The organism is Pseudomonas sp. P65(2024) (genome assembly GCF_057480955.1).
In genome coordinates this window covers 230,189-251,828 of record NZ_JBLIYX010000001.1, presented here as the reverse complement: position 1 = coordinate 251,828, position 21,640 = coordinate 230,189, and the positions used below count along the sequence as shown (strand labels likewise).

Sequence of the window (21,640 nt, the reverse complement as noted above, 5' to 3'; positions counted from 1 at the left end):
GCAGTCTGCGGTTCTGGCCCTCTAATGGCGGCTATGCGTGGGAGGCCCTTGGGCCTGCCGAGTTCCTGTACCCTCGGTCTTGCACACCTGCGTATAGCTGCCACCTATTCGAGTGCAAGCGGATTCAGGCAGTTTTCCCATGACGGTACAGGAGTGCTGAACCATGCTGAAAATCGTGCCCGATCCACCCCGCGCCTTGCCCCGGGAGGTTCGCCCATGACCCTCGATACGACCCCTCGAACCTCCCGCCCCACCACGGCCCATGCCCATTTCGGCACATGCCACGACGCCCATCCACCGATGTTCTCGGTGCATGCCGGCATTGATGGTGAGGATGCGCTGGTGTGCGCGGTGGCGGCCTTGCAGGCGGCCTACGAAACCAATGCCATGGCCCTGGAAAAAGCCAGCGAACCTCTGCGCAGCCTGCTGGTGGCGACGGAGAACTCCCTGGAGAAAGGGCTGGCCTTGGCGTCGGCTGTGCTGGATGGGATAGAGCGGGGATAGTCGATGGCAGCGAGGGCCGCCTGTGCGGCCCGACCCTGCACCTGCCCGTCAGTGATCGAGCATCTTGTGATAGGTCACGAAGTCCTGCTCGGCCACATACCCCAGCGATTCATACAGCGCCTGGGCGGCGAGGTTGGTTCGGGCGGTGTCCAGGCTCAACCGCTGCGCGCCCTCGGCCTGGAATATATCGGTCAGTTGCTGCATCAGGAAGCGGGCATGACCGCCCCTGCGGGCGTGCGGGGCAACGAACAGGTCATACAGCCAGTAGAAGCGCTTCATCGCCAGCGAACAGGTGGCCGGGTACAGCTGGGCAAAGGCGATGGCCTGGCCGTCGGCGTCCAGCAGCAGGTAGATACGCGAGTTGCCGGTTTCGAGGTTGGCCTTGAGGAACGTGCGGGAAGCGGGAAGGTCATCCGCCTCCTGGTAGAACATCCGGTACTGGTTGAAGAGGTCCGCGGCGGCGTCCAGGTGGTGCAGATCACAGGCAATGACGTTCATGTCGGGGCTCGCTATCAGGCTGTCCAGCGCCCTTGCTATGTGGGGCGATCCTGCAGGATTTCATGAAACACATCCGGCCGTACAGATGCGATATGCAGTAGCGTATGTGCAGCTCCCGAAGGCGTGCGCCGGCGTGGTTCCCCACTCTTGCAATGTACGTACGCAGACGCCGAGCAGCTCGGCGAACTTCAGCTGGGACAAACCGGTCTTGCTCCGGGACTCTGCGGCTTCGGTCACGAGGGGTTGCCAGCCAATGCTGCGGCTTGCTGGCGTCCATTCAGGCCATTAGCATCCGCTTTCCTCACTCACGGCCCTGCGGCCGGCTCCAGGATCAAGGACGAATGTTGCCGTTGCTTTCCCGTTTCCTGCTGCACGCATTGGCCTGTGTGGCGTTTCCCTTCCTCTTGAGCCAGGGCTTCGATTTCTATCGGCAGCATGTTGGCCCGCCCATGGCGCGAGGCGTCAGCGCCGGCTTGGCGACGATGATGGTGTTCTACGCCTTCGTGCTCTTCAACCTGCTGATGGTGGCCATTCCAAGAGCGTCAATTCGCTACGCGCTGGCGTTGTTGCTGGTGCTTTTGGTGTTGGCGTTCTTCAATACCTTGCACCCGTTGCGGGCGCTGGGCTTCGCGCTGCTATGCGCTGGTTTGTGCGGGGCGGCGATCAGCATGACGCCCACGGTGACATCGCTGTTGAACAGGTGCCGCAGGTGAGTGGCCAAGCGCAGAGGATCAGCAGACCAGCACGCGTCGCTCTTCGAGCCATCGTTCGAAGCAGGTGAAGGTCTCGACCGCTGCCTTTACCGTCCGGGCCTGAGCGGCAGGCTCCGGATCGGCGCCAGCCAGTCGATCGAGGAAGCTGCGCCAGCGTACGCCGGTCTGCGGGCCGTAGACATCGAGAAACGCACCGCCGTTGTCGGCGTCGATCCCCAGGCGTTCAGCCATGGCACGCTTGAGTACCTGGCCGCCCAGGGTGGAGCCTTCCAGTACATACATCACGCCGAGTGCGCTGGCTTCGTCGTCGATACGAGGCAGGGTGTGGCACAAGGGCAGCGATTCGACATCGATGGCCAGGGCGCCCAGGTCGCGTGACAAGGCGGGTGTCTTGTTGCGTTCGGTGCCCTGGTACTCGGCCAGCAAGGTATCCAGCGGCGCGTGGAAGCCATGGTAGGCCCCGAGCAGGCGCGCATAGGCCGCCCGGTCGAAACCTTCGCTGAAGAACGGCAGGCGCGCCTCCAGCCCTTCGTGGCAGGCGCGGGTACCCTCGCGCAAGGCAAGCAACAGCGGGCTGACGGTAGCGGACATGGCGCAGGCTCTGAACAGGACGCCACCGATACTGCCAGATCCCATGGCGCAATCACCACTGCCGATTTTCCGCACCTGGCATTTGATCTGTGGAATCATTGCGCCGCCTCTGGAGTGGGGCTTTCACGGCTAAGACAGGAATGCAGCACGATGCGCGCTACAACAAGGAACTGGCTGGCCCTGGGGCTGGCGTTGCTACCGGGCCTGGTCGGCGCGGCGGAGCCAGAGCCGGTACCGGTGTACCGGGAGATCAAGGACTGGGTGGTGGGCTGCGACAACACGCGTTTCTGCACGGCGGTGCTGGCCGATCATCCGGAGAAGATGCGGGTGGGCATGCTGGTGCAGCGCGAGGCGGGCGCCTGGGGCAACCTGCACCTGACCCTGGTGGGCAGCACCGATTGGTCGGGCGAACCCCTGCTCGACGGCCAACTGCTGGTCGCCCCCTGGCGCATGACCCGTGGCGTCGAGACCACCCTGGAACTGGAGGGCGCCGATGCCTACGCCGTGTTGCGGCAATTGCGTAACGGCCAGCGCCTGGTGGACGACACCCGGCCAGGGGAGCGCGTGAGTTCGCTGCAGGGCCTGAGCGCCGTCTTGCTGCTGATGGATGCGGTGCAGGGCCGGGTCGGTCACTACAGCGCGCTGATGCGACCCGGTGACAGCGTCGCCGACACCCAGTTGCCCATCCCGGCCAAGCCCAAGGGGCCGGCCTTTGTGGCAGCAACGCCGCTTAGCGAGCAGGAACTGGCGGGCATCAACCCGGTAGTGATGGCCAAGGCGGCCGCCGAAGACCAGTTGAAGAACGAATACGATGTCGCTCCCAAGCTTGAGCTGCACGCCCTGGACGGCCAGCACGCCCTGGCGTTGCTCAGCTACAACTGCAACGACTTCCATTGCCTCTACGCGTTGTACAAGGTGTCGCGTAAGGCGCCTTACACCCTTGGGCCGCTTGAGTTCGAGGCACCGTCCAGCCCGGTGCTGATCAGCCGGATGCGCGATGCCATCGAGTTCTACCCCAAAAAAGGCGAGCTCCACAGCTATGCCAAGGACGACTATCCCGGCAGTTGCGGGGTCGAGGAAAGCTGGCGCTACGACGGCATGCGCATGCGCCTGGTCAGGTTGGCGCGGATGGACCGGTGCGCCGAAGTGGGCACTGACAGTTGGCCGGTACTATGGCGCAGCGAAGGCTGAAAGCGTGAAAGGGACGTCCGGGGCAACACCATGCAATGGATGAAACACTACCGTGCGGCACTGCTGCTGGCGCTCATGGCGCCACTGGCCGCGCAGGCTGAAAGCGCCCCCAGATCTGCGCATCAAGCTGATATTTCCGGGGCCGCTCTGCGGCCCTTTCCGACCGGTCCGACGCCTCGGCAAGGCCGCTCAGAAGGGCGCGAGGTGTGGTTCAGAACGCCAGCTTGTAGCCGATCAGCAGCAGCATGGTCGCCAGGCAAGGCCGCAGCACGCGGTCAGAGATGCGCCCGGTCAGGTGGCTGCCCAGGTAGATCCCCGGCAGCGAACCCAGCAGCAGGTAGCCCAGCAGTGACCAGTCCATGTTGCCCATGCCGGCATGACCGAGGCCAGCCACCAGGGTCAATGGCACGGCGTGGGCGATCTCGGTGCCGACCAGACGGCGGGTGACCAGGAACGGGTACAGCAGGAACAGCGCCACGGTCCCCAGCGCGCCGGCACCGATGGAGGTCAGGGTGACCATCACGCCCAGCACCACACCGGTGATCACGGTGAGGATGTTCAGGGTGCGGTCGCTGAGGTGGTAGTGATCGCCGGCATGCTTGCTGGCGAACGCCTGCAGGCGCGATTTGAACAGGATCGCCAGGGCGGTGAGGATCAGCACCACCGCCAGGCCTTGCTTGATGATGGCGTTCAGCGCCGAGGTATCGGTGTGCAGGGTGCTGAGGAACCACAGGGTGAGGGCGGCGGCGGGCACGCTGCCCAGGCTCAGCCAGCCGGTGATCTTCCAGTCGATGTTCTTGTTGCGGCCATGCACCCAGACGCCACTGGCCTTGGTGATGGCGGCATAGAGCAGGTCGGTGCCCACGGCGGTGGCCGGGTTGATGCCGAACCACAGCAGGATCGGGGTCATCAGCGAACCGCCGCCGACGCCGGTCATGCCGACGATGAAGCCCACAACCAGGCCCGCAATGGTGAAACCGAAAGAACCTACATCCATACGCTACTCGACTGCCCAGCTTGCCCGTGATCGGATGCTTGCCAGCATATAGGTTTTTTTATAGCCAAATAGACTTGTTCGTTATTAGGTTATAACCGCTGGCCTGTTCAAGATGTGCGACGGGCGTGCTGCAATCTCGATGAGTTCGCGCGCTGTCCGGCGGCACGTTCCAACCAACCCTGAAAGGAGTGTTCCATGAGCAATGACATCCAGCGTTTTCCCAGCAGCCTGCCGTTTCCATTTTCACGTGCGGTGAAGGCTGGAGGGTTCCTGTTCCTCTCCGGGCAGATTCCGATGAGTGCGGCCGGCGAGGTGGTCAAGGGCGATATTCAGGAACAGACCCGCGCGGCCTGCGAGCGGATCGGCGAGAGCCTGGCGGCCTGCGGGGCGCGCTTCGACCAGGTGGTGAAGTGCACCGTATGGCTGTCGGACATGAGTCATTTCGCGGGTTTCAACGAGGTGTACAAGACGTTCTTCGGCGCGGCGTTGCCGGTTCGCTCCACGGTGGCCTCGGCGTTGGCCCTGGGCGTGGATGTGGAGATCGAGGTGCAGGCCTTCGTCGGGCAGGAATGACAGCGGCACCGTCCTAGGCGGTCAGGACGATGGGCTGATGCGGCGGGGCAGGGGAGATTGAGGTGGCCTGAGCGGCCGGCTCGCCGACAAGCCGGCTCCTGCAGTAGGAGCCGGCTTGTCGGCGAAGAGCACGCCTTAGATACGGAAGCTGCCGACCAGTTGCTTCAGGCGCCCGGCCTGCTGGCTCAGGGCGTCGCAGTGGCGCAGGGTTTCGTTGAGATTCTCCACCCCTTGCTGGTTCAGCGCGTTGATCTGGGTGATGTCCAGGTTCAGGCTCTCGACCACGGCGGTCTGCTCTTCGGTGGCGGTGGCCACCGACTGGTTCATGCCGTCGATCTCGCCGATGCGCTGGGTGACGCTGGCCAGGCGCTCACCGGCCTCGTTGGCCACCTGCACGGTCTCTTCGCTGGAGACCTGACTGGTGTTCATGGTGTGCACCGCCTCGCGCGAGCCGACCTGCAGGCTGGTGATCATGCGGTGGATCTCTTCGGCCGACTCCTGGGTGCGGTGGGCCAGGTTGCGCACTTCGTCGGCGACCACGGCGAAGCCACGGCCGGCCTCACCGGCACGGGCGGCCTCGATGGCGGCGTTGAGCGCCAGCAGATTGGTCTGCTGGGAGATGCCCTTGATCACGTCGAGGATCTTGCCGATCTCGTCGGTGCTGGCGTTGAGGGTCTCGATCTGCTCGCAGGACTCGCTGATGCGCTCGGACAGGGCGGTCATGGCGCTGATGGCCTCTTCGACCACCTGGCGGCCACCGTTGGCCTGTTCGCTGGCGCCACTGGCGTGTTGCGAGGCATCGGCGGCGTTGCGGGCGATTTCCTGGGTGGCGGCGCCCAGTTCGTTGATGGCGGCAGCGACGCTGTTGGTGCGCATGCTCTGCTCTTCGGAGCCGGTGAGCGAGGCGTTGGAGGCGACCACGACCTTTTCCGACAGGTCATGCACCAGGCGGGTGGCCGAGGACACTTCGCTGATTGAGGCGTGGATACGCTCGACGAAACGGTTGAACGAGATGGCCAGCTCGCCGAACTCGTCCTTCTGCTCGACAGTCAGGCGGCGGGTCAGATCACCTTCGCCTTCGGCGATGTCCTGCATGGCGCGGCCCATGGTGGTCAGCGGGCGCATCAGCACCGGGATCAGCAGGCCGAGCAGGCCGGCGATGACCGCCACGGCGATGAGCATGGCGATGATGGCCGAGGTGCGGAACTGGCTCAGCGGGGCGTAGGCTTTTTCCTTGTCGATCGACAGGCCGATGTACCACTGCGCCGACGGCAGGCCGTCGACCGGGGCGAAGGAGATGATGCGCTCCTTGCCGTCGAGGCTCACTTCCTGAATGCCGGTTTCCACGCGCAGCGGCGAGCCCGGGTAGATGTCCTTGAGGTTCTTCATCACCCGGTCCTTGTCCGGGCTGACGATCACCTGGCCATTGCGGTCGACCAGGAAGGCGTGGCCGATGCCGCCGAAGTCGACGGCGTTGATGATGTCGACCAGGGTGTTCAGGCTCAGGTCACCGCCGACCACACCGATCAGCTCGCCGCTACCCTTGGCCTTGACCGGCATGGCGATGGTCACCACCAGACCACCTACCGCCGCCATGTAGGGCGGGGTCAGCATGGTCTGGTTGGCGGCCACGGCCTGGGTGTACCAGGGGCGCTGACGCGGGTCATAGCCATCGGGCATCTTGGCGTCGGGGCGCTGGGTGAACAGGCCGGTGTTCTGGCCGAAATAGGTGAACTGGAAGTTGCTGGTGTACGACGGTTGGTCGACCAGGCCCGGCACGTTGCTGCCGGCACCCTGCTGGGCGATGTCCTGGGCCAGGTTCTCCAGTACCAGAATGCGGCCGCTCATCCAGTTCTGCACGCTGCTGGCGGTCTGCGCGCCGGCCTGGCGCACCGAGGACTCGATGTTCTGGCGGATGGTGTTGCGTTGCAGGTAGTCGTTGTAGAGGGTGAACAGCGCGAAGGCCAGTACGACGACGGCGCAGGCACTGAGCAGGATCTTGTGGCGGAATTTCAGGTTCATGTTTCGAGACCTTGAGCCAGTGAAAGGAGGGCGCCGCGTGCTTGTGGCACGGATGGCGGAGCCTGTTGCAACGCTATCGGCCGAGTCTGAAAAATGTTGAAAGACTAAATGTCGCAATGCTTGGCGCAATTGCCCTAACAGGGTGACAAATCATTTCGAAGCCAACAGGCTCACCAACATCCTGGCCGCCTGGCCGAGGGGTTGCTGCTTGAGCCAGAAGGCATTCACCGGCAGTTGCAGTTCGTTGCGGGTGTTGTGGAATTCCAGGCGCACCAGGCGCCCGGCGTCGATCAGCGGTGCGACCCGTGACAGGGGCAAATCACCCCAGCCCAGCCCCGCCTCGACCATCTGCACGGCAAGGTCCAGGCTGTCGGTGCGCCAGTGCGAGGTGCCGATCAGCGAGCGCGGGTCGGACAGTGGCAGGTCGCGGCTGCGTACCAGGATCTGTCGCAGGTTTACCAGGTCTTCAAGGTGACGGATGCGCCCTTCACGCAGGGCGGGGTGCTGCGGCGACAGCGTGGCCACCAGCGATTCGATGGCGATGTGCTGGAAGCTGCGCCGCGGATCCACCTGCAATCCGGCGAAGGCCAGGCACAGGCCGGCGCGGCCACTGTCGAGCAACTGCAGGGCCTCTTCCTGGGGCGCGGCGAGCAGTTCGATGTCCAGCAGCGGATAGCGTTCGCCAAGGCGAGTAATGGCTTCGAGCAACGGGCGCTGGTCGATGTCCGGGACCACGGCGATGGCCAGGCTGCTTTCGAGCCCACGCGACAGCTCCAGCGCGTGCACCTCCAGCAGCCCGAGCTGTTCGGCAATCAGTCGGGCATGGGGTTCCAGGGCCTGGGCCTGCGCGGTCGGGCGCGCCTCGCGCGAGCCGCGTTCGAACAACGGGTAACCAAGCTCCGCCTCGAGGTTGCCGATAGCCATGCTCACCGCCGAAGGCACGCGGCCGAGGGCCCGCGCGGCGGCGGAAAACGAGCCGCGGTCGAGCACGGCAAGGAACAGCAGGATGGTATCGCTGGAAAAGTTCATGGCAGTCTCCTTTCAGCAAATCTGAAGGCTACTTACTTTTCCTGTCAAATTTATTGATTCATCCTGCGCGCCTTCGTCATACCCGCAGCAAGGTAACTTCGTGCAAGGACTCAAACGCAAACTGGTCTACGTGACCTTCTATGAACTGATCGGCCTGTGCATGTCGACCCTGGGCCTGGCCTACCTGTCCGACACCCAGGCTTCGCACACCGGGCCCCTGGCGGTGATGATCACCACCATCGCCATGCTCTGGAACCTCATCTACAACACCTTGTTCGAGCGCTGGGAGAGCCGCCAGGCCAAGCGCGGCCGCAGCCTGGGCCGACGAGTGGCGCATGCCATCGGCTTCCAACTGACCCTGGTGGTGTACTTGATCCCGCTGATCGCCTGGTGGCTGGACATGACGCTGCTTGAGGCGTTGCTGGTGGACCTGGCGTTCATCATCCTGGTGCCGTGCTACACGTTCCTCTACAACTGGGCGTTCGACCGGATTTTTGGCTTGCCGACCTCGGCAATGGCGACGGCCTGAGCCTTTTGCAGGCGCGCGTCGACTTCGCTTCAGGGGGATCGGTAGCCGAGCAAACTGTCCTCCACCTGCCCCGACAGGTAGTACACCCCGGCCATGGCCCCGCTCTGGCGGTTCTCCATCAGCTCCTGCCATTCCTGGTTCAGCGCCACATTGAGGATCACCCGCAGTTGCTCGACCATCTGCGGCTGTTCGCGGTCATGGGTGATGATGCCGTAGCCGGTTGCCGCCACCGAGATCAACGCCCCCGCCGCCTTGCCCACCGCCGCCGCGATCGCGCTGGCGGCGCCGCGCGGGGCCAGGGTGGCGCCGAGTTTTTCGCTGGCCTGGGTGGCCACCGACGACAGCCCTGCCTCGGTCTGCCCGGGGGCCTTGGCGGCCTGCTGGTGCAGGTGCTGGCGCAGGGATTGCCAGGCCGGTTGCTGGTCCAGCGACTTGGCCCGCAGCAGTTGATAGAGCGACGCGTTGCGTGCGTCCGGCGGCCCCAGGGCGATGATCGGGATGCGGTTCAGGCGTTGGCTGAACTGCTCGGGCGGCGCGTTGTAGCGCTGGATGATCGCCGCCAGCTGCTGGCCGAGCAGTTGCAGATACAGCTCGCTGGCGCGGTCGCGGATGCCCTCGGGGTTGATCTGCTCGGCCACCGGGTCGATCACCCGTTCGCGGTATTGCGCTTGTAGGTACAGGCCCAGGCGCTTCTCTGGCGGCTCGTTGCCGTTGCCGCTGTTCATCGTGTACCAGGCCACCTTGAGCGTGAGCCATTGCTGGGTCCAGTAGCCGGTGAACCAGGGTATGAAATCGTTCTCGGTACGCTGCTGTACCTGCTCCTTCCACACACGCATGGAGCGCCGGGCGTAGTCGTTGGCCGAGTCCGCTGCGGCGACCGAAGCTTCGATGATGTCCTGGTCGATGCGTTGCCAGGCGGCGGGGGGCAGATTCTGCGGGGGTGGCGGGGCCGGGGGACGTTTGCCGGCGCAGCCGGCGAGGGCCAGCAGGAGGCAGAGCGCAAACATCACGAGGATTGATTTCACGCGGATTGCCCCCTTGGCGAGAGGCTGGGTGATTACCCGAAGTATAGGTTTGTCTTGGCCAAGCCCGCTTCCACAGGGACCGCCACGCAGTACCTGTGGGAGCGGGCTTGCACCGCGATGGGCCGCAGAGCGGCCCCCTTTGCAGGCGTGAATGACATGCTCACCCCTCCAGCTTCAAGTGCAGCAATGGGTACGGATCGCCCTGACCATCCACCTGGGAGCGGCCGACCTGAACGAACCCCTGTTTCAGGTAGAACCCCACCGCCTGCGGGTTCTGTTCATTGACGTCCACCTCACGCACGCCCAGCTCCTCGACCACGCTGGCCAGCAGCGCCTTGCCGATGCCCTGGCCGCGGCAGGCGGGGTCGACGAAGAGCATTTCCAGCTTGCCGTCATGCACCCCGGCAAACCCCCGGATATGGCCTTCCTGGTCACGCCAGGCACGCAGCTCGACAAAGCCCAGGTACTGCTCGCGCACCAGCGGACGCAGGCGCTCGATGTAGCCGTCGGGAAGAAAATCATGGGTCGCCCGTACCGCGGCTTCCCACAGATCGGCCAGCCGATCGAAGTGTTCCGCGCCCGCTGTCGCGATAGTGTGCTGCATGTTGGCCTCCGGGGCACTGTGATGATTCGACGGGTATGGTACGGCGTGCCCTGGTGCTGCGCTATGCTCGACGTTTCATCCCGCGTCCTGGAACATCGCATGTCCGCTGAACCGATCCCCCGGGCCGAGGCCCTGTTGCTGGTGGACGTGCAATGCGCGTTCATGGAAGGGGCCGACGCCGTCCCCGGTCACCTCGCCCTGCAGGCGAGCATCGCCCGCCTGCTGGCGCGGGCGCGGCAGGCCGGCGTGCCGGTGATCTTCCTGCAGAACGACGGCGCGCCCGACACCCCGGACGCCCCGCACACATCCGGCTGGCAGTTGTATTTTCCGGCGGGTCGTGGCGAGTACGTGCTGTTCAAGACCGAGGACGATGGTTTCGTCGAGACTGGCCTGCAGGCCTTGCTGCACGAATTGGGTGTCCAGTGCCTGGCCCTGTGCGGCCTGCTCTCGGAAATGTGCCTGGCCGCCACCGCCCGCGCCGCGCTGCAACGGGGCTTCGAAGTGTTGCTGGCGCACGATGCCCACGCCACGTACGACGTGCCGCCCGGCCCGGGCGGTTCACCCGGCGTGTCCGCCGCCTTGGCGGCGCGGGCGGCGGAATGGTCGTTGGGTGATGAAGTGGTGGTCCTGCCGGATGTCGAGGCGGTGGCGTTCGCCCGATTCAGCCAGTCGGATCCAGATCGAGTTTGGCCTCAAGGCGGTCCAGATGATCATGCATCAGCGCCAGCGCAGCCTCGCCGTCGCCGCTTTCCACCGCATCGATGATCGCCGCATGCTCCTGCCACGCGCAGTGCTCGCAGCATGGTGACTCATAGCGGGCGATGATCAGCGAGGTCATCGGCACCAGGCCGTTGAGGAAGCGCGCCAGTGGTGCGTTGGCGGCCATCTGCGCCAGTTTCATGTGGAACTCGCCGCCGAGGCGGATCGCCGTGCAGCGTTCGCCGCGCTCATGGTGCTGGCGCTCGCGCTCGACCAGCTGGCGCAGTTGGCGGATCTGCGCCGGTCGGGCGCGCTGGGTGGCCAGGCCGATCAAGGTGGTCTCGGCCAGGCGCCGGGCGCTGAGTACCTGGCGCGCCTGCTCGGGGTCGGGCGCGGCCAGGTGCGCGGTATGGCTGGGGCGCTGCACCACCACCTGCTGGTCGGACAGGCGCCCGAGCACCCGGCGGATCACCGTGCGGCTGACACCGAAGGCATTGCCCAGCGCCTGCTCGGGCAGGGCGCTGCCGGGCGGCAGGCGCTGTTCTAGGATGGCGTCGAACAGCCGTGGATAGATCTGCTCCGCCGACAGGCGGGTCTCGCCGGCACCGAGCAGGGCAGGCAGGCGGGGGGCGGCTGGGGCGCAGGCGGTCATGGTCGCTCTCCTTCTTTGTTCAGGTGCCTGGTTGGTCGTCCGGGATGTTCAGGGCAATGCCCATGCGCTGCCCCTCGGCGAGGATGTGCTGGCGCATTTGCTGGCTGGCCTTGGCGCTGTTGCGTTCGCGGATGGCGCGCACCACCGCTTCGTTCTCGCTCAGGCGCGCGGCCAGGTGCTCGGGCGAGTTGCGCAGCATGGCGGCGCTCTGCTTGAGGGCATTGCCGGTCTGCTGCACCACGCTCTGGAAGATCGGGTTGGTGGTCAGGGCGAACAGCGCCTCGTGGAAGGTGATGTAGGCGTTGATCCCCGCCTCGCTGTCACCGGCCTCGAGGGCTTCGCGCATGTCCATCAGGGTCAGGCGCAGCTGGCCGATGTCCTGGCTGCCGGCCGATTGCGCCACCAGCCCGGCGATGAAGGGTTCAAGGGTGTAGCGCAGCTCGAGCACGTCGGCCAGGCTGGCCTCGGCGACGGTGTCCGCCTCCTGCGCCTGGGTGACGTCGGCATCCAGCACCAGCACGCCCTTGCCGGGCATCGAGCGCACCAGGCCCAGGGTTTCCAGGACAATCACCGCCTCGCGCAGGCTTGGCCGGCTGATCCCCAGTTGTTCGGCCAGCTCGCGCTGGCCGGGCAGCATGTCGCCGCTGCGCCACTGGCCACGGGCCAGGGCCTGGCGGAGTTTCTCCACCACTGAATTGACTACGGTCGAAGAGCTGATCACGGTTCGCTCCTTGGTTGACGCGGCATCTTTGCGCTTGGCCGGCCGGCGCTGGGCGCCGGCGGCCTTGGGCTTAGAATTCCTGTTGATGGGGTTGGCCCTGCTTGCGGGTGATCGGGGCGAAGCCAGGCTTGTTGGCCAGCACGTTGTGGGCGCGTTCCAGGTCGATGTCTTTCTCCCAGCGGGCGATGGCCACGGTGGCGACGCAGTTGCCGATCAGGTTGGTCAGCGCCCGGCCGATGCCCATGAACCAGTCCACGGCCAGTACCAGCACCAGGCCCACCACCGGAATCGCCGGTACCGCGGTCAGGGTGGCGGCAAGGATCACCAGGGCCGAGCCTGGGATGCCGTGGGCACCTTTGGAAGTCACCAGGGACACCAGAAGAATGGTCAGCAGGTCGGTCATCGCCAGCGGCGTGCCGGTGGCATTGGCGATGAACACGATGGCCAGGGTCAGGTAGATGGAGAAGCCATCGAGGTTGAACGAGTAGCCGGTGGGGATCACCAGGCCGACGGTGGAGCTGCCGATGCCGAGGTGTTCGAGCTTGCGCATCACTTGGGGCAGCACGGCGTCGGAGGAGGCGGTGCCGAGGACAATGGACAGCTCCTCGCGCAGGTACTTGATGAACGGCAGCAGTTTCAGGCCCGACAGGCGCATCACCGTGCCGAGGACAATCAGCACGAAACCGGCGCAGGTCAGGTAGAACAGCGCCACCAGACCGCCCAGGTGCTGCAGCGAGCTCAGGCCGTACTTGCTGGTGGTGAAGGCGATGGCGCCGAACACGCCGATCGGCGCCAGGCGCACGATCATGCCCATGATGCGGAAGATCACGTGGCTGAGCTCGTTGATCAGCCGCGAAATGCCTGAGGCCGACTCGCCCACCAGGTTCAGCGCGCTGCCAAACAGCACCGAGAACAGCAGCACCTGGAGGATGTTGTTGTCGGCGAAGGCGCCCACCACCGAGGTGGGGATCAGGTCCATGAGGAAGGAGGTGGTGTTGTGGATGTGCGCGCCGCGCTCGGCCAGGGCGCCAGCGTCGGCGCTGGACAGCTGGTCGAGGTGGATGTTGGCGCCGCTGCCGATGCCGGTGGAGAAGGCGAACACCAGGCCGATCACCAGGGCCAGGGTGGTCAGCACTTCGAAGTAGATCACCGATTTCAGGCCGATGCGCCCGACCTTCTTCAGGTCGCCGGCGCCGGAAATGCCGCTGACCACCACGCAGAACACGATCAGGCCGATGAGCATCTTGATCAGCTTGATGAAGCCGTCGCCCAGGGGTTTGAGTTGCAGGGACAGGTCGGGGAAGCTCAGACCGCAGACAATGCCGAGGGCAAGGCCGAGCACAACCTGGAGGAAGATCGAACGCGAACACCATTTGAGCATGGGAGGAGTCTCTGGTCGGTGTCCTTGCCCCCCAAGCCACACGGAGCGAAAGAGCGCAGGACTTAATTATTGTGGTCTTACCGGTTTGTTCACTGCCGAGCCATAAAACTCCGAAATTTCCTACAATGCAAGCGATTTTGGCCTTACCGGTCTTACCAGTTGAGGTGCACTGACGCGGCTTCTGCTCTAGCGTGGTGCCGGGGGAGATTTCATGGCTTTGCCAACACCTGATCGACGGCGGCGATCAGCTTGCCGAGGTCCTTGGGGGGGGCGTTATGGATCACGCCGAAGAGGTAGGCGCGTTGTTCTTCTTCGTCTTCGGGGTCGCTGAAGAACACTTTTGGCTTGACCCCCAGGGCATCAGCGAAGCCCACCAACGACTCGACGCTGGGGGTATAGGTGCCGGTCTCGAAGCGGCTGATGGTCTTGGGGTCGAAGCCGGTTCGCTCGCCCAGTTGCGCCTGAGTGAGGCCCGCCAGTTTGCGGTAGCGGCGCAGGGCTGGACCTAGACCTGTTCTCGTCATCGCTCAATTCCCATTTAGAATCAAGCACTTAACGATATATGTCGATATGGCGCAACGCCATGATTCGTCACCTTTATTTGCAAAATGTGATGGAATTCGTAGAATTCGCCGCTTTGATTGATCAGTCATTCAAGTCGTCGTCCAAGGCGATCCGGCCATTTGCCGGCCCGTGTGCAAGCGTTGTCGGACATTGGAACTGATCCAGGATGACCGGTTCCGGCGCACCTGGCCTCCTGTCAGGCCATGCGTCGGCCCGTATATGAATGGAGTCTCATCGTGCGTCAGAACCTTCCGGTCAATCCGGTCGAGCAAAGCTTCCCCGAGCACCAGCGGCTGATTTCGGCAACCGATACGGCCAGCCTGATCACCTACTGCAACGCCGAGTTCGCCGCCATCAGCGGCTACAGTCAGGAGGAGCTGATCGGCAGCCCGCACAACCTGGTGCGTCACCCGGACATGCCCGAGGCGGTGTTCGAGCTGATGTGGCAGTACCTCAAGGCCGGTCGCAGCTGGATGGGTATCGTCAAGAACCGCTGCAGCAACGGCAACTTCTATTGGGTCAACGCCTACGTTACGCCGATGCTCGACAACGGCCAGGTGGTCGGCTACGAGTCGGTGCGCGTGCGTCCGACCCGCGAGCAGGTGGCCCGTGCCGAAGCCCTGTACGCCCGGCTGCGTGAGGGCCAGGCGGCGCTATCGCCGACCCGGCGCCTGGCCCTGCTGGGGCGGGCCATGGCGTTGCCGCTGCTGGCGGGGGCCGTCGCCATTGGCGCCGGCCAGGTATTGCCGGACCTGCCCGCCCAAGGTCTGACCCTGGCGCTGTTCGCCGGCGTCGGCCTGTGGGCGCAAAGCCGCATGGGGCGCCACTTGCGGCGCATCGTCCAGGTTGCGGACAACACCTTCAGCGACCCGGTTGCGGCCTTGACCTATAGCGACCTGCCTGGTGCCGCCGGGCAGCTGGAGCTGATCCTGGTCAGCGAGGAGGCGCGCTTGAAGACCGCGCTCACCCGCCTGAGCGACCTCGCGGTGCAGATGGCCGGCGCCGCTCAGGATGCCGGACGGTTGTCGCGCAGTACCGAGTCGGCGCTGCTCGAACAGCGTGCCGAGACTGACCTCACCGCCACCGCCATGACCGAGATGGCCGCTTCCATTGGCGAGGTCGCCGGCCACGTGCAACTGACCGCCGAGCAGGCGCATACCGCGCACCTGCTGGCCGGTCAGGGCAGTCAGGTGGCTGACGCCACCGGCGCGGCGATCCAGAGCCTGGCCGGCACGGTCGGGCAGATCAACCAGGCGGTCAACGACCTGGCCGGTCAGACCGGTGCAATTGCCGAGGCAGCCGGAATGATCCGCGCCATCGCCGAGCAGACCAACCTGCTGGCGCTCAACGCCGCCATCGAGGCGGCGCGCGCCGGCGAGCAGGGGCGTGGCTTCGCGGTGGTCGCTGACGAGGTCCGCGCCCTGGCCGACAAGACCCGTCAGTCGACCCTGCATATCCAGTCGATCATCGACAGCCTGCGCGGCGGTGCCGAGCAGGCGGTAAGCATCGCCAGCCAGGGCCTGGAGGGCGCGCAGCAGGGTGTGGCCCAGGTTGCCTTGACCCAGGAGGCGCTGCAGGGCATCCAGCACGCGGTGCAGCGTATCAGCGACATGAGCCAGCAGATGGCCGCGGCCTCGCAGGAGCAATCCAGCGTGGCCGAGGATGTCTCGCGGCAGATCAACGGTGTGGCCGGCACGGTGCAGCAGAGCGCCCGCCGCGCCAATGCCGCAGCCGTGCGCGGCGCAGAACTGGAGCAAGTGTGCGCCGGGCTGCGCGCCCTGGTGGAGCGCTTCAACCGCTAGGTTGCGAGGGTTATGGACGACAACTACCGCGCGGCCGTCGATGCGGCCGCGATCTTTTCCGAGACCGACCTGCGCGGTTGCATCACCTACGTCAACCAGCAGTTCTGCAGCATCTCCGGCTACAGTCGCGAGGAACTGCTGGGAGCCAACCACCGCATCCTCAATTCCGGGCTGCACGAGCCGACTTTCTTCCTCGAAATGTGGCGCGCCCTGGCCGCCGGCCGGGTGTGGAAAGGCGAGATCTGCAACCGAGCCAAGGACGGTTCGCTGTACTGGGTGGACAGCACCATGGTGCCGCTGATCGACCCGCACACCGGCCGGGTGCGCAAATACGTGTCGATCCGCTTCGACGTCACCGAGAAGCGCCAGTTGCTGCACACCCTGCAGTGGCGGGTGGGGCATGACGTGCTGACCGGCCTGCCGAACCGCGCCTACCTGTCCGACCTGCTCAACCAGGCCTTGGCGTTCTCCCGGCGGGAAAGTATTCCGTTGGCGGTATGCATGCTCGACCTCGATGGCTTCAAGGCGGTCAACGACGGCTACGGCCATGCCACCGGCGACCTGCTGTTGGTGGAGGTCGCCCAACGCCTGCAGGACATCCTGCGTGGCGGTGATGCGGTGGCGCGGCTGTCGGGTGACGAGTTCGTGCTGATCTTGCGCCATATCGAAGGTCCGCAGCAGTTGCATGCCGCGTTGCAGCGTATCCTCCAGGCGCTAGCTGCGCCCTATGTGGTGCGCGAGCAGTCGCTGAGCCTGAGCGCGAGCATCGGCGTGACCCTGTTCCCGCAGGATGACGAGGATGCCGACACCCTGGTGCGCCACGCCGACCAGGCCATGTACGTGGCCAAGCAGCGCGGACGCAACCGCTACCACCTGTTCGACGTGTCCCAGGAGCTCGAGCTCAAGGCCACCCACCAGACCGTGGCGCGGGTGCGCCAGGCCCTGCGCCATGGCGAACTGTGCCTGCACTACCAGCCCAAGGTGAACATGCGCAGCGGTCAGGTGATCGGCTTCGAGGCCTTGCTGCGCTGGATGCATCCATCCAAGGGGCCGGTGCCGCCGGGGGAGTTCCTGCCCTTCGTGGAGCAGACCGACCTGATCGTCGAGCTGGGCGAGTGGGTCATCGACCAGGCCTTGACCCAGTTGCAGCAGTGGCAACTGTCCGGGCGCGATTGGTCACTGAGCGTCAACATCGCCGCCCGCCAGCTGCAGCGCGGCGACTTTGCCCAGCGCCTTGAGCGCCTGCTGGCGCGTCATCCCGGGGTGTCGCCCGGGCGCCTGGACCTGGAGATCGTCGAATCGGTGGCGATCGACAACCTGCCGCGGGTCGGACGTTGCCTCGATGCCTGTCGAGCCCTGGGCGTGCGTTTTTCGCTGGACGACTTCGGTACTGGCTATTCCTCGCTGAGCTACCTCAAGCGCCTGCCGGCGCAGACCATCAAGATCGACAAGTCCTTTGTGCGCGACATCCTTCATGACCATGACGACCTGACTCTTACTGGCGCGGTGATCGGCCTGGCGCGGGCGTTCGGGCGCGAAGTGATCGCCGAGGGCGTGGAGACTGTCGAGCACGGAAGGGTGCTGATGGGGCTGGGCTGCGAACTGGCCCAGGGTTACGGCATTGCCCGGCCGATGCCGGTGGAGGCGGTGGCGCAGTGGGTGGCGGGCTACCGGCAGCCACAGGCGTGGCGCTGAGCTTGCTCCCTGCAGGAACGGACAAACCCATTCCTGCAGGGGCCGTGCCTGTTCACGCCTGCGGCGCCGTACTCTTCACCGCCGCCAGCTCCGGATGCGCCACGAGCTTGTCGATATGCAGCTCGTCGTTGTTCATCCAGGTCTCGGTCAGCACCCGGTAGTGCTCCATGTCGCGGCAGCGCATACGCAGGCTGTAGTCGAAGTGCCCGCTGATCAGCTGGCACTCGTAGACCTGCGGGCAGGCGCGCACGGTGGCTTCGAAGGCACGTTGCGCCGAGCGCCCGCTCTGGTTGGACAAGGCCACCAGCACCAGCAACGACAACCCGGGGGAGACCTGCTGCAGGTCGATGATTGCCCCGTAACCGCGGATCACCCCGCGCCGCTCCAGCTTGCGCACCCGTTCCAGGCAGGGCCTGGGGGTCAGGTGCACGAGGGTGGAGAGCTTCTCGTAGGTGATCCTTCCTTGGTGTCGCAGCACGTCGATGATCGCTTCGTCGATGCGATCCAGCGGTGTAGCTGCGGGGGTGATGGCCTTGTTATCCATAGGCGGCGTGACTTCACTTCAGACGATTGGAGAGGAACTGCCGCAGGCGCTCGCTCTGTGGCCGGTCGAGGATCTCGGCGCTGCCGCTTTCCTCGACCAGGCCCTGGTGCAGGAACAGCACCTGGCTCGACACCTGGCGGGCGAACCCCATTTCATGGGTGACCATGAGCATGGTACGTCCTTCCTCGGCGAGCGTCTGTATCACCTTTAGCACTTCGCCGACCAGCTCGGGGTCCAGCGCCGAGGTGGGCTCGTCGAACAGGATGATCTCCGGCTCCATGGCCAGCGCCCGGGCGATGGCCACGCGCTGTTGCTGGCCGCCGGAGAGAAACGCCGGGTACTGGTCGGCGGCGCGGGCCGGCAGGCCGACCTTGTCCAGGTACTTGCGCGCCCGCGCCTCGGCTTCGCCGGCGCTGATGCCCAGCACCTTGCGCGGCGCCAGGCAGATGTTCTCCAGCACCGTCAGGTGGCTCCACAGGTTGAAATGCTGGAACACCATGGCCAGGCGCGTGCGCAGGTTCTGCAGTTGGGCCGCTGGCGGAGTGCCCTTGCTCAGGTCGAGGGTCTGGCCGTCGAGGGTGATGCTGCCGGCGTTGGGCTTTTCGAGGAAATTGATGCAGCGCAGGAAGGTGCTCTTGCCCGAGCCGCTGGCGCCGATCAGGCTGATCACGTCGCCCTTGCGCGCCTGCAGCGAGACGCCCTTGAGCACCTGGTGCTCGCCGTAGTGCTTGTGCAGGCCGTCGACGCTGAGCTTGAGGGTGCCGGCATGGGCACGTGCCTGGGGGGCCTGTTCGAAGGTGGTGAGTGGCAGTGCGGTAGCGGTCATGGGTTCAGCCTCGTGCAGGGTCAAGGAAGCGCATCCAGCGACGTTCGGCTACGCGGAACAGGCCGACCAGGGCGAAGGACAGCAGCATGTACAGCAGGGCGGCGACGCCGAAGGCCTGGAAGGTCAGGAAGGTCGCGGCGTTGGCGTCGCGGGCCACCTTGAGGATGTCGGCGACGGTGGCGGTGAAGGCCAGCGAGGTGGCGTGCAGCATCAGGATCAACTCGTTGCTGTAGGCCGGCAGCGAACGGCGCAGGGCCGCCGGCAGGACCAGGAACAGGTTGAGCCTCCAGCCGCGCAGACCGTAGGCCTGGGCCGCTTCCAATTCGCCGGCGGGCAGGTTGCGGATGGCCCCGGCGAAGATCTCCACGGTGTAGGCGCAGGTGTTGAGCACGAACGCCAGCAGGGTGCAGTTGAGCGCATTGCGGAAAAACTGGTCGAGCAGGGCATGCTCGCGCACCACTTGCAGGCCGTAGAGCCCGGTGTAGCAGATCAGCAGCTGGATATAGAGCGGCGTGCCGCGGAACACGAAGGTGTACAGCTGCACCGGCAGGCGCAGGTAGGCGTGGCGTGAGGTGCGTGCCAGGGCCAGCGGCAGCGACAGGGCGAAGCCCAGCACCATGCTGGCCAGGAACAGCCAGAGAGTCATGGCCAGGCCCGACAGGCCGCTGCCATCGTGGTACAGGTAAGCAAGGCCGTATTCCTGAAGGAGTTCGATCATCGCGCCAGCTCCTTGATGCCGATGTTGTAGCGCCGCTCCAGGTGCTTGAGCAGGCGGTTGGACAAGGTGGTGATGACCAGGTACACCAGGCCCGCCAGGCACAGGAAGAACAACACGTCGTTGGTGCTCTTGCCGGCGTTCTGCGCGGCCTTGACCAGGTCGGCCAGGCCGATGATCGACACCAGCGCGGTGGACTTGAGCAGCACCAGCCAGTTGTTGCCCAGCCCCGGCAGGGCGAAGCGCATCAGTTGCGGGAACAGCACCAGCCGAAACCGCTGCGCCCGGCTCAGGCCGTAGGCCGTGGCGGCCTCCAGCTGGCCGGCGGGCACGCTGAGGATGGCGCCGCGAAAGTTCTCGGTGAAGTACGCGCCGTAGATGAAGCCCAGGGTGATGACCCCGGCGCCGAACGGATCGATCTCGACATAGTCCCAGCCCAGCGCCTCGGTCAGGTCGTTGAGCCAGATCTGCATGCTGTAGAAGATCAGCAGGATCAGCACCAGGTCAGGGACGCTGCGGATCAGCGTGGTGTAGAGGGTGGCCGGCAAGCGCAGCAGCCGGGACCGTGACAGCTTGGCGCTGGCGCCGATCAGGCCGAGCGCGAGGCTCAACGCCAGTGACAGCAAGGCCAGCTTGACGGTCATCCAGGTGCCTTGGGCCAGCAGCGGGCCGAAGCCTTGCAGGCCGCTTGTGAGGTAGTCGTGCATGAGAGGGGTCTCGCGGGGAGGCTATCGCGGGGCCGCCCCACTCCCACAGGGAGGGGCGGCCTGCCGGGTCACTCGTTGTAGATGTCCAGGTCGCCGACGTATTTCTTCTGGATCTCGGCGTAGGTTCCGTCGGCGTGGATCATGGCGATGCCCTTGTCGAGCAGGGCCTTGAGCTCGGGGTCGGTCTTGCGCAGGCCCATGGCGATATCCAGCGGCAAGGTCGGGTCCTTGATCGCCGGACCGCTCCTGAAGTCGGCGCCCTCGGGCTTGGAGAGGAAGTTCAACTGGGCTTCGAGCTTGTCGGTGACGGTGGCGTCGAGCCGGCCGTTGAGCAGGTCGGCGTAGTTCTGGTCCTGGCTCTGGTAGGCCTTGACCTGCGCGCCCAGCGGCGCCAGCACGGCGCGGGCGTAGGCCTCCTGCAGCGAGCCCTGGAGCACGCCGACCTGTTTGCCCTTGAGCGATTCGGCGCTGTCGCCGAAGTCGGCCGACTTGCGCACGATCACCGAGGTGGGGCTGAGGAACAGGCGGTTGCTGAAATCGATCTGTTTCAGCCGCGCCGGGGTCACGGCCATGGACGACATGATGGCGTCGAACTTGCGCGCGCGCAGGGCGGGGATCATGCCGTCGAATTCGTTGTGCACCCAGGTGCACTTGACCTGCAGCTTGGCGCAGATGGCATTGCCCAGGTCGATGTCGAAGCCTTGCAGGCTGCCATCGGCGGCGACGGATTCGAACGGTGGGTATTCGGGGAAGACACCGAAGCGGATCTCGGTCCACTCCTTGGCCTGGGTGAGGGTGGTGGCGCACAACGAGAACAGCAGCACGCCGAGGCGTTTTCGCATGGAGGGCATGGTCTTGGGTCCCTGGGTGTTGTTATTGGTAGTAGGGCGATTAGCGCGTGTAGGTCTGTCGGTGACTCATGGGTCGGGCTCAGAATGCGTGAGATAGACAGGTTTTTTGTGTCGTTTGCCTGCGCATGGGCTGCCGGATTCGGCTGTAAAGTTTCTTTCTGCAGCCGAATCGGCTGCTGCGACAAAGTTTTATGGAAGTGCGACAGC

At 65.2% G+C, this 21,640-nt stretch carries 24 protein-coding genes and 2 pseudogenes; 9 read left to right on the top strand and 17 right to left on the bottom strand.

Annotation, left to right across the window (positions count from 1 at the left end; translation table 11 throughout):
- Window positions 1–216: 216 nt before the first annotated feature.
- On the top strand, window positions 217–504 hold the full coding sequence (locus AC25MA_RS01230) for a hypothetical protein (protein WP_036986696.1): 288 nt from the start codon (window positions 217–219) through the stop codon (window positions 502–504).
- Between the two features lie 48 nt (window positions 505–552).
- On the opposite strand, the gene AC25MA_RS01225 is transcribed toward AC25MA_RS01230, so the two are convergent.
- Both AC25MA_RS01225 and AC25MA_RS01220 read right to left on the bottom strand, forming a co-directional pair.
- Complete coding sequence (locus tag AC25MA_RS01225) at window positions 553–1,002, bottom strand: GNAT family N-acetyltransferase (RefSeq protein WP_069016198.1); 450 nt, start codon at window positions 1,000–1,002, stop codon at window positions 553–555.
- Between the two features lie 35 nt (window positions 1,003–1,037).
- Window positions 1,038–1,239: pseudogene (locus AC25MA_RS01220) on the bottom strand (helix-turn-helix domain-containing protein); the annotation flags it as partial.
- A 104-nt stretch (window positions 1,240–1,343) separates the two neighbouring features.
- Here AC25MA_RS01220 and AC25MA_RS01215 point away from each other — a divergent pair.
- Window positions 1,344–1,715: a hypothetical protein gene (locus tag AC25MA_RS01215; protein WP_028692688.1), complete on the top strand. Its 372-nt coding sequence runs from the start codon at window positions 1,344–1,346 to the stop codon at window positions 1,713–1,715.
- Between the two features lie 18 nt (window positions 1,716–1,733).
- Here AC25MA_RS01215 and AC25MA_RS01210 read toward each other — a convergent pair whose 3' ends face one another.
- Window positions 1,734–2,306 carry a biliverdin-producing heme oxygenase gene (locus tag AC25MA_RS01210; RefSeq protein ID WP_028692687.1) on the bottom strand — a complete coding sequence of 191 codons (573 nt, stop codon included), beginning with the start codon at window positions 2,304–2,306 and terminating at the stop codon, window positions 1,734–1,736.
- Between the two features lie 150 nt (window positions 2,307–2,456).
- On the opposite strand from AC25MA_RS01210, the gene AC25MA_RS01205 reads away from it, so the two are divergent.
- A complete protein-coding gene (locus AC25MA_RS01205) occupies window positions 2,457–3,497 on the top strand; it encodes a DUF1176 domain-containing protein (RefSeq protein ID WP_486971692.1) in 1,041 nt (346 codons plus the stop codon).
- A gap of 211 nt (window positions 3,498–3,708) precedes the next feature.
- On the opposite strand, the gene AC25MA_RS01200 is transcribed toward AC25MA_RS01205, so the two are convergent.
- A complete protein-coding gene (locus AC25MA_RS01200) occupies window positions 3,709–4,494 on the bottom strand; it encodes a sulfite exporter TauE/SafE family protein (protein WP_023630744.1) in 786 nt (261 codons plus the stop codon).
- 195 nt (window positions 4,495–4,689) lie between these two features.
- Between AC25MA_RS01200 and AC25MA_RS01195 the strand changes: the two genes are divergently transcribed.
- Window positions 4,690–5,067 (top strand): RidA family protein, encoded by a 378-nt coding sequence (locus AC25MA_RS01195; protein WP_247283309.1) that lies wholly within the window; start codon window positions 4,690–4,692, stop codon window positions 5,065–5,067.
- Window positions 5,068–5,202: 135 nt separating this feature from the next.
- Here AC25MA_RS01195 and mcpA read toward each other — a convergent pair whose 3' ends face one another.
- The gene (gene mcpA, locus AC25MA_RS01190; RefSeq protein ID WP_028692685.1) at window positions 5,203–7,089 is read right to left on the bottom strand and encodes a methyl-accepting chemotaxis protein McpA; all 1,887 of its coding nucleotides are present in this window, start codon (window positions 7,087–7,089) and stop codon (window positions 5,203–5,205) included.
- Window positions 7,090–7,239: 150 nt separating this feature from the next.
- Window positions 7,240–8,118, bottom strand: a complete 879-nt coding sequence (locus tag AC25MA_RS01185; RefSeq protein WP_028692684.1) for a LysR family transcriptional regulator — start codon at window positions 8,116–8,118, stop codon at window positions 7,240–7,242.
- Window positions 8,119–8,218: 100 nt separating this feature from the next.
- On the opposite strand from AC25MA_RS01185, the gene AC25MA_RS01180 reads away from it, so the two are divergent.
- On the top strand, window positions 8,219–8,647 hold the full coding sequence (locus AC25MA_RS01180; RefSeq protein ID WP_069016195.1) for a PACE efflux transporter: 429 nt from the start codon (window positions 8,219–8,221) through the stop codon (window positions 8,645–8,647).
- Window positions 8,648–8,676: 29 nt separating this feature from the next.
- Here AC25MA_RS01180 and AC25MA_RS01175 read toward each other — a convergent pair whose 3' ends face one another.
- Both AC25MA_RS01175 and AC25MA_RS01170 read right to left on the bottom strand, forming a co-directional pair.
- The gene (locus AC25MA_RS01175) at window positions 8,677–9,654 is read right to left on the bottom strand and encodes a hypothetical protein (protein WP_182323783.1); all 978 of its coding nucleotides are present in this window, start codon (window positions 9,652–9,654) and stop codon (window positions 8,677–8,679) included.
- 178 nt (window positions 9,655–9,832) lie between these two features.
- Entirely contained in the window at window positions 9,833–10,276 is a 444-nt protein-coding gene (locus tag AC25MA_RS01170) for a GNAT family N-acetyltransferase (protein WP_463401777.1), read from the bottom strand.
- 99 nt (window positions 10,277–10,375) lie between these two features.
- Between AC25MA_RS01170 and AC25MA_RS01165 the strand changes: the two genes are divergently transcribed.
- A complete protein-coding gene (locus AC25MA_RS01165) occupies window positions 10,376–11,041 on the top strand; it encodes an isochorismatase family protein (protein ID WP_083242007.1) in 666 nt (221 codons plus the stop codon).
- Here the strand turns inward: AC25MA_RS01165 and AC25MA_RS01160 are convergent.
- The 4 genes from AC25MA_RS01160 to AC25MA_RS01145 all read right to left on the bottom strand — a co-directional run bounded on the left by AC25MA_RS01160 (window position 10,938) and on the right by AC25MA_RS01145 (window position 14,253).
- Entirely contained in the window at window positions 10,938–11,627 is a 690-nt protein-coding gene (locus AC25MA_RS01160; RefSeq protein ID WP_062359518.1) for a GntR family transcriptional regulator, read from the bottom strand. The genes AC25MA_RS01165 and AC25MA_RS01160 overlap by 104 nt on opposite strands.
- A 19-nt stretch (window positions 11,628–11,646) precedes the next feature.
- Complete coding sequence (locus AC25MA_RS01155; protein ID WP_028692678.1) at window positions 11,647–12,348, bottom strand: FadR/GntR family transcriptional regulator; 702 nt, start codon at window positions 12,346–12,348, stop codon at window positions 11,647–11,649.
- A 70-nt stretch (window positions 12,349–12,418) separates the two neighbouring features.
- The gene (locus tag AC25MA_RS01150; RefSeq protein ID WP_028692677.1) at window positions 12,419–13,729 is read right to left on the bottom strand and encodes a C4-dicarboxylate transporter DctA; all 1,311 of its coding nucleotides are present in this window, start codon (window positions 13,727–13,729) and stop codon (window positions 12,419–12,421) included.
- 209 nt (window positions 13,730–13,938) lie between these two features.
- Window positions 13,939–14,253, bottom strand: coding sequence for a helix-turn-helix domain-containing protein (locus AC25MA_RS01145; RefSeq protein ID WP_028692676.1), 315 nt, complete (start codon window positions 14,251–14,253; stop codon window positions 13,939–13,941).
- 243 nt (window positions 14,254–14,496) lie between these two features.
- On the opposite strand from AC25MA_RS01145, the pseudogene AC25MA_RS01140 reads away from it, so the two are divergent.
- The 3 genes and pseudogenes from AC25MA_RS01140 to AC25MA_RS01130 form a co-directional block, all read left to right on the top strand.
- Window positions 14,497–14,811: pseudogene (locus tag AC25MA_RS01140) on the top strand (PAS domain-containing protein); the annotation flags it as partial.
- Between the two features lie 174 nt (window positions 14,812–14,985).
- Complete coding sequence (locus AC25MA_RS01135) at window positions 14,986–16,095, top strand: methyl-accepting chemotaxis protein (protein WP_371349884.1); 1,110 nt, start codon at window positions 14,986–14,988, stop codon at window positions 16,093–16,095.
- A gap of 12 nt (window positions 16,096–16,107) precedes the next feature.
- The gene (locus AC25MA_RS01130) at window positions 16,108–17,790 is read left to right on the top strand and encodes a putative bifunctional diguanylate cyclase/phosphodiesterase (RefSeq protein ID WP_486971691.1); all 1,683 of its coding nucleotides are present in this window, start codon (window positions 16,108–16,110) and stop codon (window positions 17,788–17,790) included.
- 52 nt (window positions 17,791–17,842) lie between these two features.
- Here AC25MA_RS01130 and AC25MA_RS01125 read toward each other — a convergent pair whose 3' ends face one another.
- The 5 genes from AC25MA_RS01125 to AC25MA_RS01105 all read right to left on the bottom strand — a co-directional run bounded on the left by AC25MA_RS01125 (window position 17,843) and on the right by AC25MA_RS01105 (window position 21,433).
- Window positions 17,843–18,334 carry an Lrp/AsnC family transcriptional regulator gene (locus AC25MA_RS01125; protein WP_028692673.1) on the bottom strand — a complete coding sequence of 164 codons (492 nt, stop codon included), beginning with the start codon at window positions 18,332–18,334 and terminating at the stop codon, window positions 17,843–17,845.
- 13 nt (window positions 18,335–18,347) lie between these two features.
- Complete coding sequence (locus AC25MA_RS01120) at window positions 18,348–19,160, bottom strand: ABC transporter ATP-binding protein (RefSeq protein WP_280093063.1); 813 nt, start codon at window positions 19,158–19,160, stop codon at window positions 18,348–18,350.
- Between the two features lie 4 nt (window positions 19,161–19,164).
- On the bottom strand, window positions 19,165–19,878 hold the full coding sequence (locus tag AC25MA_RS01115) for an ABC transporter permease (RefSeq protein ID WP_028692671.1): 714 nt from the start codon (window positions 19,876–19,878) through the stop codon (window positions 19,165–19,167).
- Window positions 19,875–20,582 (bottom strand): ABC transporter permease, encoded by a 708-nt coding sequence (locus AC25MA_RS01110; protein WP_182323711.1) that lies wholly within the window; start codon window positions 20,580–20,582, stop codon window positions 19,875–19,877. Before AC25MA_RS01110 ends, AC25MA_RS01115 begins: the two co-directional genes overlap by 4 nt.
- 68 nt (window positions 20,583–20,650) lie before the next feature.
- Window positions 20,651–21,433 (bottom strand): ABC transporter substrate-binding protein, encoded by a 783-nt coding sequence (locus AC25MA_RS01105; RefSeq protein WP_028692669.1) that lies wholly within the window; start codon window positions 21,431–21,433, stop codon window positions 20,651–20,653.
- Window positions 21,434–21,640: the final 207 nt, after the last annotated feature.

Excerpts from the sequence above, each read along its gene's own strand:
- AC25MA_RS01230 (WP_036986696.1), top strand. The coding sequence starts at position 217 with ATGACCCTCGATACGACCCCTCGAACCTCCCGCCCCACCACGGCCCAT.
- AC25MA_RS01225 (WP_069016198.1), bottom strand. The coding sequence starts at position 1,002 with ATGAACGTCATTGCCTGTGATCTGCACCACCTGGACGCCGCCGCGGAC.
- AC25MA_RS01215 (WP_028692688.1), top strand. The coding sequence starts at position 1,344 with ATGTTGCCGTTGCTTTCCCGTTTCCTGCTGCACGCATTGGCCTGTGTG.
- AC25MA_RS01210 (WP_028692687.1), bottom strand. The coding sequence starts at position 2,306 with ATGTCCGCTACCGTCAGCCCGCTGTTGCTTGCCTTGCGCGAGGGTACC.
- AC25MA_RS01205 (WP_486971692.1), top strand. The coding sequence starts at position 2,457 with ATGCGCGCTACAACAAGGAACTGGCTGGCCCTGGGGCTGGCGTTGCTA.
- AC25MA_RS01200 (WP_023630744.1), bottom strand. The coding sequence starts at position 4,494 with ATGGATGTAGGTTCTTTCGGTTTCACCATTGCGGGCCTGGTTGTGGGC.
- AC25MA_RS01195 (WP_247283309.1), top strand. The coding sequence starts at position 4,690 with ATGAGCAATGACATCCAGCGTTTTCCCAGCAGCCTGCCGTTTCCATTT.
- mcpA (WP_028692685.1), bottom strand. The coding sequence starts at position 7,089 with ATGAACCTGAAATTCCGCCACAAGATCCTGCTCAGTGCCTGCGCCGTC.
- AC25MA_RS01185 (WP_028692684.1), bottom strand. The coding sequence starts at position 8,118 with ATGAACTTTTCCAGCGATACCATCCTGCTGTTCCTTGCCGTGCTCGAC.
- AC25MA_RS01175 (WP_182323783.1), bottom strand. The coding sequence starts at position 9,654 with ATGTTTGCGCTCTGCCTCCTGCTGGCCCTCGCCGGCTGCGCCGGCAAA.
- AC25MA_RS01170 (WP_463401777.1), bottom strand. The coding sequence starts at position 10,276 with ATGCAGCACACTATCGCGACAGCGGGCGCGGAACACTTCGATCGGCTG.
- AC25MA_RS01165 (WP_083242007.1), top strand. The coding sequence starts at position 10,376 with ATGTCCGCTGAACCGATCCCCCGGGCCGAGGCCCTGTTGCTGGTGGAC.
- AC25MA_RS01160 (WP_062359518.1), bottom strand. The coding sequence starts at position 11,627 with ATGACCGCCTGCGCCCCAGCCGCCCCCCGCCTGCCTGCCCTGCTCGGT.
- AC25MA_RS01150 (WP_028692677.1), bottom strand. The coding sequence starts at position 13,729 with ATGCTCAAATGGTGTTCGCGTTCGATCTTCCTCCAGGTTGTGCTCGGC.
- AC25MA_RS01145 (WP_028692676.1), bottom strand. The coding sequence starts at position 14,253 with ATGACGAGAACAGGTCTAGGTCCAGCCCTGCGCCGCTACCGCAAACTG.
- AC25MA_RS01135 (WP_371349884.1), top strand. The coding sequence starts at position 14,986 with ATGGCGTTGCCGCTGCTGGCGGGGGCCGTCGCCATTGGCGCCGGCCAG.
- AC25MA_RS01130 (WP_486971691.1), top strand. The coding sequence starts at position 16,108 with ATGGACGACAACTACCGCGCGGCCGTCGATGCGGCCGCGATCTTTTCC.
- AC25MA_RS01125 (WP_028692673.1), bottom strand. The coding sequence starts at position 18,334 with ATGGATAACAAGGCCATCACCCCCGCAGCTACACCGCTGGATCGCATC.
- AC25MA_RS01120 (WP_280093063.1), bottom strand. The coding sequence starts at position 19,160 with ATGACCGCTACCGCACTGCCACTCACCACCTTCGAACAGGCCCCCCAG.
- AC25MA_RS01115 (WP_028692671.1), bottom strand. The coding sequence starts at position 19,878 with ATGATCGAACTCCTTCAGGAATACGGCCTTGCTTACCTGTACCACGAT.
- AC25MA_RS01110 (WP_182323711.1), bottom strand. The coding sequence starts at position 20,582 with ATGCACGACTACCTCACAAGCGGCCTGCAAGGCTTCGGCCCGCTGCTG.
- AC25MA_RS01105 (WP_028692669.1), bottom strand. The coding sequence starts at position 21,433 with ATGCCCTCCATGCGAAAACGCCTCGGCGTGCTGCTGTTCTCGTTGTGC.